Source organism: Kitasatospora sp. NPDC094019 (assembly GCF_044764505.1).
In the GTDB taxonomy this organism is placed as follows: domain Bacteria; phylum Actinomycetota; class Actinomycetes; order Streptomycetales; family Streptomycetaceae; genus Kitasatospora.
Genome location: NZ_JBIWIF010000008.1, coordinates 106,164 through 118,755, shown reverse-complemented (window position 1 = coordinate 118,755; position 12,592 = coordinate 106,164). Strand labels below are relative to the sequence as shown.

At 75.2% G+C, this 12,592-nt stretch carries 9 protein-coding genes; 6 read left to right on the top strand and 3 right to left on the bottom strand.

The features are described 5' to 3' along the window. The first annotated feature begins 17 nt into the window (after nt 1-17). Nucleotides 18-395: a hypothetical protein gene (locus ACIQ9P_RS19715; protein ID WP_402357263.1), complete on the top strand. Its 378-nt coding sequence runs from the start codon at nt 18-20 to the stop codon at nt 393-395. Between the two features lie 122 nt (nt 396-517). Then, nucleotides 518-673 carry a hypothetical protein gene (locus tag ACIQ9P_RS19710; protein WP_402357260.1) on the top strand — a complete coding sequence of 52 codons (156 nt, stop codon included), beginning with the start codon at nt 518-520 and terminating at the stop codon, nt 671-673. Nucleotides 674-977: 304 nt separating this feature from the next. Here ACIQ9P_RS19710 and ACIQ9P_RS19705 read toward each other — a convergent pair whose 3' ends face one another. After that, entirely contained in the window at nt 978-2,441 is a 1,464-nt protein-coding gene (locus tag ACIQ9P_RS19705) for an NCS2 family permease (RefSeq protein ID WP_402357257.1), read from the bottom strand. A 245-nt stretch (nt 2,442-2,686) separates the two neighbouring features. Between ACIQ9P_RS19705 and ACIQ9P_RS19700 the strand changes: the two genes are divergently transcribed. The 3 genes from ACIQ9P_RS19700 to ACIQ9P_RS19690 are packed head-to-tail and all read left to right on the top strand — an operon-like array spanning nt 2,687 to nt 6,005. Next, nucleotides 2,687-3,034, top strand: a complete 348-nt coding sequence (locus ACIQ9P_RS19700; protein ID WP_402357254.1) for a DUF2530 domain-containing protein — start codon at nt 2,687-2,689, stop codon at nt 3,032-3,034. Nucleotides 3,035-3,086: 52 nt separating this feature from the next. Next, the gene (locus tag ACIQ9P_RS19695) at nt 3,087-5,729 is read left to right on the top strand and encodes an HAD-IC family P-type ATPase (RefSeq protein ID WP_402357251.1); all 2,643 of its coding nucleotides are present in this window, start codon (nt 3,087-3,089) and stop codon (nt 5,727-5,729) included. 39 nt (nt 5,730-5,768) lie between these two features. Continuing rightward, nucleotides 5,769-6,005, top strand: coding sequence for a hypothetical protein (locus tag ACIQ9P_RS19690; protein ID WP_402357248.1), 237 nt, complete (start codon nt 5,769-5,771; stop codon nt 6,003-6,005). 139 nt (nt 6,006-6,144) lie between these two features. Here ACIQ9P_RS19690 and ACIQ9P_RS19685 read toward each other — a convergent pair whose 3' ends face one another. Together ACIQ9P_RS19685 and ACIQ9P_RS19680 are read right to left on the bottom strand one after the other, a co-directional pair. After that, nucleotides 6,145-9,489, bottom strand: coding sequence for a sacsin N-terminal ATP-binding-like domain-containing protein (locus ACIQ9P_RS19685; RefSeq protein ID WP_402357245.1), 3,345 nt, complete (start codon nt 9,487-9,489; stop codon nt 6,145-6,147). Nucleotides 9,490-9,661: 172 nt separating this feature from the next. Continuing rightward, on the bottom strand, nt 9,662-10,546 hold the full coding sequence (locus tag ACIQ9P_RS19680) for a DUF3027 domain-containing protein (protein WP_402357997.1): 885 nt from the start codon (nt 10,544-10,546) through the stop codon (nt 9,662-9,664). 614 nt (nt 10,547-11,160) lie between these two features. Between ACIQ9P_RS19680 and ACIQ9P_RS19675 the strand changes: the two genes are divergently transcribed. After that, nucleotides 11,161-12,555, top strand: a complete 1,395-nt coding sequence (locus ACIQ9P_RS19675) for an MFS transporter (RefSeq protein ID WP_402357995.1) — start codon at nt 11,161-11,163, stop codon at nt 12,553-12,555. The last annotated feature ends 37 nt before the right edge of the window (nt 12,556-12,592 follow it).

Sequence of the window (12,592 nt, the reverse complement as noted above, 5' to 3'; positions counted from 1 at the left end):
TCAGCACGCTTGACTCCATGTATCTCGTGCACGCCGTCCTTCGACACTCCGCCCCCGAGGCCGCCCTCCCCCCGGACGCCCGCGACCTCCTGTCGGCCCTGGTGCGCCCACGGGACCGGATCGAGCACCTGGTACTCCACCGCGACGCCGCCCCGGACCCGGTGCTCGGCCTGTTCCTCCTCACCGACTCGCTCGCCGAGGCCGAGAACCGCGCGACGGTGTTCTGCCGGACCGCGCTGGGATCGCTCCCGGAGCTCCTGGGCTGGTGGGCCGACCGGGTCGCCGTCCCGCTCGTCGCCCCGTTCTACGACCGGCTGCTGGCCGCTTCCGGCTCCCCTGACCGGAACGGTCCAGGGCCGTTTCCGTCCAGCGGTCCGCCCTTCCACCCGGGCTGAGCTGCGACGAAGCTGGTGTCAGCCGGAAGGGGCCAGGCCCCGGACGGCGAACCGGAGGAGGCGTCACCGCGGGATGCGGCCTCCGGGAACCCAGCCGCTTCACGCCCGAGAGGACCACCATCATGTTCCGCACCGTCATCGCCAAGGCCGCCGCGGTCGCCACCTTCGCCCTCGTCGCCCTGGCCGGACTCGCCACCACCACCACGCAGACCGTCACCAGTGCCGAGGCCCGGCCGGTCACCGTCGTCGCACCGGCCGACAACCTCATCTGGGGCTGATCCCCCGCCGGACCGGCCGACCGGACCCGCACCGTCACGTCGGACGACGGGTCCGACCGACGCGCCCGCCACCCGGCCCCGGAGCCGGACCCCGGCCCCGATCGAACGGACCGAGGCGGCCGGGAGCACCCCGAGCACCTCGCCGGCTCCATCGCCGCGAGCACCGGCCCGGTGCGGACGGCCCCGCGCGGACGACGCGCGTGAACACCCCACCGACCGCCCCCTCCCCCCGGACCTGCAGGACGGAAAGCCGAGGGCCCTCCCCGCAGTACGGAGAGGGCCCGGGACCGACCGGCGAACGGCGTCAGAGGAGGCCGAGGGCGGGCATCAGGTAGTAGAAGGCGAAGACCGCCGAGACCGCGTACATCGCGACCGGCACCTCGCGGCCCCGCCCGGCGGCGAGACGCAGCACGCAGAAGGCGATGAAGCCGAAGCCGATGCCGTTGGTGATGCTGTAGGTGAACGGCATCATGATCATGGTCAGGAACGCCGGGATCGCGATGGTGTGATCGGCCCAGTCGATGTCCTTGACGGAGTTCGCCAGGATCAGGAAGCCGACCGCTACCAGCGCGGGGGTGGCGGCCTGGGCCGGGACCATGGTGGCCAGCGGGGTGAGGAAGAGGGCCACCACGAAGAGCGCGCCGGTGACGACCGAGGCGAAGCCGGTGCGGGCCCCCTCGCCGACACCCGCGGTGGACTCGACGAAGCAGGTGTTCGCGGAGGAGGAGGTCGCGCCGCCCGCCGCGGTGGCGATGCCGTCGATCATCAGCACCTTGTTGATGCCCGGCAGATCGCCCTTCTCGTCGAGCAGGTGGGCCTCGTCGGCCACGCCGAGGATGGTGCCCATCGCGTCGAAGAAGCAGGACATCAGGACGGTGAAGACGAAGAGCACGCCGGTGAGGACGCCGACCTTCTCGAAACCGCCGAACAGGCTGACCTTGCCGACCAGGCCGAAGTCGGGGGCGGCGACCGGGTTGCCGGGCCAGGCCGGGACGGTCAGCCCCCAGTCGAGGGCGGGGATGTCGGCGAGCTTGTCGATGACGAGGGCGACGCCGGTCATCACCACGATGGAGACCAGGATCGCGCCGGGCACCTTGCGCACGATCAGGACCAGGGTCAGCAGCAGGCCGAGCACGAAGACCAGGACCGGCCAGCCGAGCAGGTGGCCGCCGGTGCCGAGCTGGAGCGGCACGGTGGTGTGGGCGGCGTCGGGCATCCGGGTGACGAAGCCGGAGTCGACCAGACCGACCAGACCGATGAACAGGCCGATGCCGATCGCGATGGCCTTGCGCAGACCGAGCGGGACGGCGTTCATCACCCGCTCGCGCAGTCCGGTGGCGACCAGGATCATGATCGCGAACCCGGCCAGCACCACCATGCCCATGGCGTCCGGCCAGGTCATCTTCGGCGCGAGCTGGAGGGCGACGATGGTGTTGACGCCGAGCCCGGCGGCGAGGCCGATCGGGACGTTGCCGATCACACCCATGAGCAGGGTGGTCAGGCCCGCGGTGAGGGCGGTGGCGGTGACGAGCTGGGCGCTGTCCAGGTGGGCGCCGGTCATGTCCGTGGCGCTGGCCAGGATGATCGGGTTCAGCACCAGGATGTAGGCCATGGTGAAGAAGGTGGCGATGCCGCCGCGGATCTCGCGCGGCAGGGTGGAGCCGCGCTCTCCGATCCGGAAGTAGCGGTCCAGGGCGCCGGTCGGGGGCTTCGGCGCGTCGGGCTGGGCGGGCTCGGGCGACTCGGTGGTCGGCTGGGCCACGGGCATGCTGCGTCCTCTGTGGGGGCGGAGGAGTGGGGGGAGCCGCCCGAGCGACTGTGGCCGGGCGATCCGGTCGGACGGGCACGAAGCACGAGGTCCTGGCTGTGCCGCGGCCAACCGGAACGACAAGTATGAGTTCCGCGATCGCCCGATCGCTATCTTCGCGCGTAGACCGGAGTGGACCGGATCTACCCCGGACAGTCCGCACAGGAAATCGATCGAACGCCCGCCGCACCCGTACCCTAGGGCCCATGCCCAAGACGCCGCCGCACCCCTCTCCACCACCGCTGGAGGCCAATGACGTCGCGATCGTCGGCGGCGGGACAGTGCTGTGCTTCGTGGCGTTCGTCGTCCTGCTCCCCTTCTGGGGGACCCTCTCCGACCACGGCCACGCCAACTGGCCGTGGATCTGCCTGGCCGGCGGCGGCCTCGGCCTGATCGGCCTCTGGTACTGCCGGGCCCGCCGGGACGCCATCGCGCGCGGCCGGGCCGCGGAGGCGGACGCGGCCGGAACGGCGGGCCCGAACGGGACGGCGTCCCGGACCCCGCGCACGGCCCCGGACGGCAACGGCGGGGACCCGGCCACCCGGTCGGACTGAATAGTCCTTTAGTAGCACGCATCGGACAAAAGGCGCCCGTAGAGTCGGTGCCATGACGCAGCCTGCGCAGCCCGCCGAGGACCGGCCGACCGCGGCCCCGGCCGCCGGGGAGAAGCCCGACGGCGCCCACCCGCTCGGGCTGCTGCCCGGCCGGCGCGGCGGCCTCACCTCCGCCGAGGTGGCCGAACGGATCGCGCGGGGCGACGTCAACGACGTCCCGGTCCGCTCCAGCCGCTCCACCAAGGAGATCGTCCGGGCCAACGTCTTCACCCGCTTCAACGCGATCATCGGCGTGATGTTCGCGATCATCCTGGTCGTCGGCCCGCTCCAGGACGGCCTCTTCGGCCTGGTCATCGTCGCCAACACGGCGATCGGCATCATCCAGGAGCTGCGGGCCAAGAAGACCCTGGACAGCCTCGCCCTGATCGGCGAGGCCAAGCCGCAGGTCCGCCGGGACGGCACGGTCCAGCAGATCGCCGTCGGCGGGATCGTGCTGGACGACACCGTGCTGCTCGGCATCGGGGACAAGGTGATCGTCGACGGCGAGGTCACCGAGGCGGACGGACTGGAGATCGACGAGTCCCTGCTCACCGGTGAACCCGACCCGGTCCTCAAGCAGCCCGGCGACCAGGTGATGTCCGGCAGCTTCGTGGTGGCCGGCGCGGGCACCTTCACCGCCACCAAGGTCGGGCGCGAGGCGTACGCGGCGCAGCTGGCCGAGGAGGCCAGCCGGTTCACGCTGGTGAAGTCGGAGCTGCGCAGCGGCATCGACAGCATCCTGCGGTTCATCACCTGGCTGCTGATCCCGACCGCGGTCGGTCTGATCATCAGCCAGCTGGCGGTGGAGGGCCGCGACTGGCGCGAGGCGGTGCGCCGGATGATCGCCGGCATCGTGCCGATGGTGCCCGAGGGCCTGGTGCTGCTGACCTCGGTGGCCTTCGCGATCGGGGTGATCCGGCTGGGCCGCAAGCAGTGCCTGGTCCAGGAGCTGCCCGCGATCGAGGGCCTGGCCCGGGTGAACACCGTCTGCCTGGACAAGACCGGCACCCTGACCGAGGGCGGCATGGACCTGGTGGACCTGCGGGTCCTCGGCGCCGACGCGCGGGGCGGCGGGAACGGGGACGGCGGGGCCGACGCGGAGGCCGGGGCCACCGACGAGCGGGGCGCGCTGGAGGACCGGGGCACCCTGGAGGAGACCGTCAAGCAGGCGCTGGCGGTGATGGCCGGGGCCGACGCCCGCCCCAACGCGTCCATGCAGGCTGTCATCGACGCCTACGGCGACGGCCGGGGCGCCACCGGCCGCGGCCCCCGGCAGCCGGACGACCGGCACGCGGACGACGCCGACCCGGACGCCCCCCACCTGAACGGTGACGGCCCCGAGGCCGGCCGCGGAGCCCCCGGGGCCCGGGGCGGCTGGCGGGTGATCGAGGCGATGCCGTTCTCCTCCGCCCGCAAGTGGAGCGGCGTCCAGCTGCTGGAGCCGCGCGGCGGCGAGGCCAGCTGGCTGCTCGGCGCCCCCGACGTGCTGCTGCCGGCCGGCCACCCGGCCCTGGCCGAGGTCGACGAGCTGGGCGCCCAGGGTCTGCGGGTCCTGCTGCTCGGCCGCTCGCCCGTCCCGCTGGACGCCCCGGACCCGGCCGCCGGACTGCGTCCGCTCGCCCTGGTGGTGCTCCAGCAGCGGCTGCGCGAGGACGCCGCCGACACCCTGCGCTACTTCGAGAGCCAGCAGGTCGCGGCGAAGGTGATCTCCGGCGACGCGGCCGTCTCGGTCGGCGCGGTCGCCGCCCACCTCGGGCTGCCCGGCGCCGACCACCCGGTGGACGCCCGCACCCTGCCCTCCGACCCGGGGGAGCTGGCCGACCTCGCCGAGCGCACCGCCGTCTTCGGCCGGGTCACCCCGCAGCAGAAGCGCGAACTGGTCGGTGCGCTGCAGTCGCGCGGGCACACCGTGGCGATGACCGGCGACGGCGTCAACGACGTGCTGGCGCTCAAGGACGCGGACATCGGCGTGGCGATGGGCAGCGGCAGCGACGCGACCAAGGCGGTCGCCCAGATCGTGCTGCTGAACAACTCCTTCGCGGTGATGCCCTCGGTGGTCGCCGAGGGCCGCCGGGTGATCGGCAACATCGAGCGGGTGGCCGGGCTGTTCCTGGTCAAGACGGTCTACTCGGTGCTGCTGGCCCTGCTGGTGATCTTCACCCACTCGCCGTACCCGTTCCTGCCCCGGCACTCCACCGTGCTGTCGACCCTGACGATCGGGGTGCCGGCCTTCTTCCTGGCGCTCGCCCCGAACAACGAGCGCGCCCGCACCGGCTTCGTGCGCCGGGTGCTGCGGCTGGCGATCCCGGGCGGCGTCATCGCCGGCACGGCGACCTTCACCGCGTACGCGCTGGCCCGGGCCAACCACGCCACCGACCTCAAGTCGGACACCAGCGTGGCCACCCTGACGCTGTTCCTGGTCGCCATCTGGGTGCTGGCGATCGTGGCCCGCCCGTACAACTGGTGGCGGGTGCTGCTGATCGCCACCATGTGCGGCGGCTTCGCGCTGGTGATGACCGTGCCGTGGCTCTCCGACTTCTTCCAGCTCTCGCTGTCCGGCACCCGGGACCCGTGGCTCGGGGTGGGCATCGCGGTGACCGCCGGTCTGGTGCTGGAAGTGGTCTGGCGGATCATGCGCCACCGGATCGATGATTGAGCCACGAACCGCCGGGGTTCGGTCGACGGGGGTGCCACGATGGGGCGCAGGGGCGGGGAACTGGAGGCTTTCGCGGCCTTCCTGGGCGGACTGCTGGTCACCGGGCTGCTGGCCGGGGCGATGGCGGGGGCCGGGGCGCTCGCTGACATCGAACCGGGCCCGCTGCTGACCAAGGCGGTGGCGGCGGTGCTCACCGCCACCTGGGTGCTGAGCACACTCGCGCTCTACCTGCGGCTGATCGCGCGCGGCCGGACCCGCTCCGGCACCCGGTCCTGACCCGCCGGAACCGGACGCCCCGACACCTGACGGCCCGGAGCCCGACGACCCGGAACGCGACCCGCACGGGAACCGGACACCCCGGAGCCCGACACGCCCCGGGGCCGGACGCGGGCGCGTCCGGCCCCGGCGCCGTCCGTCAGCCCTCGAAGTCCCGGGCCGCCGACAGCTCGTAGGCCCGGTCCGGCTCGCTCAGCGCGGCCAGCACCTCGAACCGGCGGTGCCACTGCCCGACCGACCAGGCCAGGCCCGCCGCCAGCCCCTCCGGGGTGGCCGCGTGCAGCAGCCCGGGCGCCGGCGGCAGCTCGAACTCGTCGTCCTCGTCGGCCTCCTCGGCCGACTCCGGGTCGTACGGCGCCTCCGGGGTGTCCGCCGCGCCGTCCCAGCGCCAGCCGACGGCGGCCTCCTCCCCGTCCGGGCCGACCACCAGCAGCTCCTCGTGCTCCTCGTACGCCACCGGGCAACCGGGCAGCAGCTCCCGCACCACGGCCGGCACCCGGTGCAGCGTGCCCTCGGAGAGCACCCGCCCGCCGGCCACCTCGCTGGCCAGCGACACGTGCAGCCGCTCGGCGAGGTCGGCCGCCAGCGCCGGGGCGACCGGCAGCAGCGGGTGGTCGTGCAGCAGCTCGACCAGGTCGGGGGCGTCCGCGACGACCGCCTCGGTGGCGTCCACCACCACGGTCCGGTCCGGCCTCCGCCCGGTGGCGCGGTCCAGCGGCGGGACCGCCCGGACCACGTCCAGCGCCTCCAGCCGGTCCGTCCCCACCCGGGCCAGCGCGCTGTGGATGCCGTGCAGCTGGCGGTGCCCGATCTCGGCGTCCGGGTCGGTCAGCCGGTCCAGCACCTCGTCCGGCCCGTGCGGCTCGGCGAGCAGCGCGGCCAGCGTGGTGCGCACGCCCAGCGCGTGCAGGAACTGCTCGTCCAGGGTGGTGCGGGCCTCGTCGTAGAGGCCGCGCAGCAGCGGGTCCGCGCCGGCGGCGCGCAGCCCGGCGGGCTCGCGGCCGTCCAGCACCGGGTGGTCCCGCAGCCACCAGGCGGTGTACGGCGGCAGGTCGGTGTACGAGCCGTCCGGTAGCAGGGTGCGGACGGGGGTGACCACGGCGTCCCGGTACGGCGGGCGGGCCAGCGTGGCCAGCGCCCGCGGCCACGCGTCGTCGTCCACCAGGTCCAGGTCACGGACGGCGAGCAGTTCGGCGGCGACCGGCGGGACTCCCACCGCGTCCCCTTCGTCGGCGTGCAGCGCCTCCAGCGCGTCCTCGGCCCAGTCGGCCAGGCCGTCCGGGGCCTCGTCGATCAGCCCGGTGGGGTGGCCGCCGGCCGCCCGGTCGGCGGGCGCGGTGGGGTCGAGCCGCTCCAGGTCGTCCGGGTCGAGCACCACGTCCTCGGCCCGGACCAGCACGAAGTCCGCGAGCACGCCGACCGCGGCGAGCACTTCGGGGCCCCAGCGCTCCAACAGCTCGTCGTCCACCCAGGCGGCGTCGTCCTCGCGCGCCAGGTCGGCGAACGGACTGTCGGGGAGCAGGAGTTCACCGGCCCGGGCGGGCTCACCCTCGTCGTCGAGCAGGGCCAGCCGGGCCAGCCACGGGTGCTCGCCGGGAGCCGGGGCGGCCGCCCGGACGAGCGCCAGCACCGCCTCGGCGAGGTCGGCGGCGGCGTCCGGGTCGTCCTCGGCCAGCTCGTAGGAGCGCAGGACGGCGGCCCGCACCTCGGCCGTGTCCAGCACCCCGGCGGGGGTGGCCGCGCCCGCGCCCAGCTTGGCCAGCAGCGGGTGGGATGCCTCCGGGTGGGCGAGCCGCAGGTCGAGCACCGCCAGCGCGTCGGCCAGCGCCTCCGGGTAGCCGGGGAAGGCCGCCCAGTCGGCGGCGTCCGAGGGCAGCAGGACCCGGCGCGGCCCGGTGACCGTCCGCCCGTCGGCGAGCGGCACCGGCAGCGCGCCGAGCGCCTCCGGGTCGGCGCCGCCGAGCGCCGCGTACAGGTTGCGCCACCAGGCCGGCTCCCGGTCCAGACCGCCCAGCTGGTCGACCACCTCGGCGAGCGGGACCCGGCGGACGTTCAGCACCCGCAGCTCGGTGCGGCGTTCCAGACCGGCCGGCAGCAGGCCGGGGAAGATCGGCGCCAGCGCCTCGACCACCGAGCCGTCCGCGCCCTCCAGCAGGGTGGCGTCCCGCGGCCGCAGCGCCGGGGTGCCCTCCTCGACCGGGGCCGGGTGCGGCAGGAACGGCGTCCCGGGCAGCCGGGACAGCACGGCGGCGCGCAGCGCGTTGTCCAGCGCGCCCCGGCCGAGCGGGCCGGGCACCAGGCCGAGCGAGCCGAGGTCGCCGCCGCGGGCGCGCAGCAGCTCGGCGTAGGCGTCGGCGGCCCGCTCGGTGAGGAAGTCGGCGAGGGGCCCGGGGGCGACGTGCCGGCGGGTGGAGTCCAGCGGGTAGGAGGCGATCAGCAGCGCGGGCAGGTCCAGCGGTTCGTCGCTCGGGGTGGGCGCGTGCAGCACCGGGGCGACGGCCGGCCGCTGGGGGGCGCCCCCGTCGGAGACCGGGACCGCCCAGGTCACGGTCCAGTACGGGCGGGCGCGCTCCTCGGTGGGACGGTCGGTGAGCAGCTCGACGTCGAGCGGGCCGGCCGCCCCGACGGTCTGCCAGACGGTGCGCCGCGGCTGCCCGTCGGCGTCGTCGGTGATGGTGACCTCGCCGACGTCCGCCGCGGTGACCCCGCCGGTCGGCGCCGGGAGGGCCGTGTCCGGTCCCGGCCCGGCGGCCGAGCGGGTCAGGGTGCGGGTGCCGTCCGAGGTCTCCACCACGACCTCGGCCAGGCCGGGCAGGGTGAGCAGCAGCGCGTCGTCGATGCCGGCCAGCAGCCGGCGGGTGAGGTCCTCCGCGGCCGCGTCGCGCAGCGGCAGCACCACCACCGTGTCGTACCCGTCGGGCGCGGGCCCCTCGGCGGCGAACGGCAGCCGCAGCAGCGGCACGTGGCCGTCCCGGCGGCGCAGTTCCTCGTCCAGGGCGGGCTGAGCCTCGGCCAGCGACCTGGCCTCGCCGAGCGACCAGCGCACTCCGCCGGCCGAGCCGAGCACGGCGGGCTCGTCGGTGACCGCGAGGACGGCGGCGAAGCCGACCCCGAACCGGCCGACGGTGCTGTCCCGGTCGCCGCGCTTGGAGGAGGCCCGCAGGGTGGAGAGCGATTCGACGGCCGCCGCGTCCAGTGGCGCGCCGGTGTTCGCGGCGGCCAGCACGCCGTCCGCCAGGGTGAGCCGCAGCCGCCCCGGGCCGTGCCCGGCCCGGACGGCCGCGTCGGCGGCGTTCTGCGCCAGTTCGACGACCAGCCGGTCGCGGTAGCCGCCGAGGGCCAGTTCCTCCTCGGCGTTGGCGTCCTCCCGGAACCGGGCCGGGGAGGCGGCCCAGGCGTCCAGCACCCGGCGGCGCAGTTCGGCACTGCCGAAGGGGTCCGCGAGGCGCTCGTCCGTGCCGCTGCCGATGATCCGAGGTTCCACTGGACCTGCCACCTTCCGCCGCCCTGTCGTGCTCTAGGAGGGGCATTCTTCCCTGCCGCGGGGTCGCCCCCGGACACGCCCCCTGGCCCGGCGGCGCGCCCGGGCGCGGGCGGGGACGACGGCGGCCCGCCCCACAGCGTGTGGGGCGGGCCGCCGAACGGTGCTCAGGGGCTCAGGAGTGGCCGAGCTCCTCGGTCGGGGCGTCCGGCTCGACCGAGCCGGAGAGCCGGTCCGGGTGCAGCACCAGTGGCTCGACCACCAACTCGTCCAGGATCAGCGCGGCCGGAGCCGGCGGGGCCGGGATGACGGCCGCCTCGGAGTGCCCGCCGCAGCCGTAGGCGAACGAGACGATCTGACCGTCGGCCGGCCCGAACTCGTTGCCGCAGACCCCGAACGCCTGGCCCAGCGAGCCGCCGATCGGGATCAGGAAGCCGCAGCTGTTGCAGGAGGCCGGGGCGGACTGCGCCATCGGCGTCTGCGACCCGTGGGCCTTCTCCCAGCGGTCGGCGGCCAGGTGCAGGCCCAGTCGGGAGAGCACCCGGCTGCGGCCCATGCCCAGCTCGTCGGCCAGGGCCTTGATCTGGGCCCGGACCGGGGCCGGCTGGACCCCCGGGTCGTCACTGACCAGCACGTCCTCCTGCGCGGCCTGGGCCAGCGCGGAATTCGGTGCGGGCTCGTCCTCGCCGGTCCAGCCCGGTTCCAGTCGCAGATCGTCGGCGTCGGTGGGGAGCAGGTCGCCCGGCCCCATGTCGCCCGGGCGCAGCCGCTCGCTCCACGGCACCCACTGCGGGGCCAGGACGGCGTCGGCGCCCGGCAGCAGGACCACTTCGTCCAGTGTCACGTTCTTGGCCCTCGGGGCTCGCGCCACGGTGACCGCCCAGTGCCAGCCGCGGTAGGCCGCGTCCAGGCACTCGAAGGTGTGGGTCACGACACGGTCGGCCTCGGCCTGGACACCCAGGTGTGCTCCGACGGTCTCGGCGCCGACCGCGTCCTCGGCGGCCTGACGGGCGAGTTCGACGGCCTCGGCACAGAGCCGATCAGGGGTACGGCTTCGCATCGCAGCACTCACGGCGTCGATTCTCTCCCATTTCTTCTGTCGCCCACGGCGAGTTGCCTGTTCCGTCGCGGCTCGGATTCCCTCGTCCATTCTGCGCGACTGCGGCCTGCCGCGGATACCGGCCGCGCCGCTGGTCGATCCGCCGGCACCGGTCGGGCGCTCGGGCGGACCCTGGGCAGGCTACCCGCCGGTCGGCCACCCGGCACAGTCCGGGGCGCTCCGGAGTGGATCCGGGGCGTCCGGGACGGGAACGACGGCCCCCGCTCGCGCGGCGCGGAGCGGAATCCCGCGTCGTCGTCCCGATTCTGGGGCAGGATGGGCATGTGGCGGACGAGAAACCGTCGCAGCACGCACTGCGCGCCTCGCAGGCCGGCAGCCCCGACGAAGCGAACGCCGTGCCGCGACAACAACCTCCGGTCCATGCTGCGGGCGAACCGCAGCCGGTGGACCCCTCGTCACTGCCCGCCTCGGCCTCGGACGGCGGCCCCGCGGACCCCCCGCACGGCCGGGGCGCGCCGGACGACGGCGGCGGCAAGGGCAACGACGACGACGGTGGCGACGGCAGGAACAGCGACGACAGCGAGGGCGACGGCGAGGAGCCGCGCCGGAACTTCCTGGTCCGCACCGCCTCCGCCGCCGGCTCCCGGACCGGCAAGGTGGTGCACGGCACCGGCCGCCGGATCCGCCGGGCCACCGCCGCCGAGGGCGCCGGCGAGTCGGGGCTGGCCAAGCTGATCGAGCTGCACGCCCTGAACGCCTTCGGGGACATGCTCATCACCGTGGCGCTGGCCTCCACGATCTTCTTCTCGGTCCCGACCGGTGAGGCCCGCGGCCGGGTGGCGCTCTACCTCCTCGTCACCATGGCGCCGTTCGCCCTGCTCGCCCCGGTGATCGGCCCGCTGCTGGACCGGCTGCCGCACGGCCGCCGGGCCGCCATGGCGATGTCGATGCTGGCCCGCGCGGTGCTCGCCTGGACCATGGCCGGCGTGGTGACCGGCGGCGGTCTGGCGCTCTACCCGGAGGCGCTCGGCGTCCTGGTCGCCTCCAAGGCGTACGGGGTGGTGCGCAGCGTCGTGGTGCCCCGGCTGCTGCCGAGCCGGCTCTCGCTGGTGAAGGCGAACTCCCGGGTCACCCTGGCCGGGCTGCTGGCCACCATGGTCGCGGCCGGGGTGGGCGGGCTGCTGCACCTGATCGGTCCCGGCTGGCCGCTGCGCGGCGCCTTCCTGGTCTTCGTCGCGGGCACCCTGATGGCCTTCCACCTGCCGCACACGGTGGACTCGGCCAAGGGCGAGCAGCGGGCCGTGCTGCACGCCGAGGAGCACCCGCCGGGCCACCACGGCGTCCTGCACGGCCGGAACGCCCCCGCGGCGGCGCCCGCCGAAGGGGCCGCGGCGGCGCAGCGGCCCAGAGCCTCGCTGCGCACCGTCGGCCCCTCGGTGATCCTGGCGCTGCGGGCGATGGCGGCGATGCGCTGGCTGGTGGGCTTCCTGGTGATGTTCCTGGCGTTCCTGCTCCGGGAGGAGCCGATCGGCGGCCTCCAGCCGACCCTGGCGCTCGGCCTGGTCGCGCTGGCCGCGGGGACGGGCAACGCGATCGGTTCGGCGCTCGGTTCCTGGCTGCGCCCCCGCGGCCCGGAGATGACGGTCACCGCGATGCTGCTGCTGGCCGGCTGCGCCACCGCCGCGGCCGCGCTCTGGTACGGCACCGTCACCGTGGTGACGGTGGCCGCGACGGCCGGGACGGCGGCCTCGCTGGGCAAGCTGTCGCTGGACGCGCTGATCCAGCGGGACGTGCCCGAGTCGGTGCGGACCTCGGCCTTCGCCCGGTCGGAGACGCTGCTCCAGATGTCCTGGGTGGCGGGCGGCGCGGTCGGCATCCTGCTGCCGCTGAACGGCGCGCTGGGCCTCTCGGTGGCCGCCGCCGTGCTCGGCGCGGTGCTGCTGTGGACGCTGCGCTCGCTGCTGCGGGTGGGGGTGCGGCACCGGCGCGCCGCGCCCCGGGTGGCGTGAGGGCCGCCGCCCGCCCGGACGGCCTCCCGCTCGGACC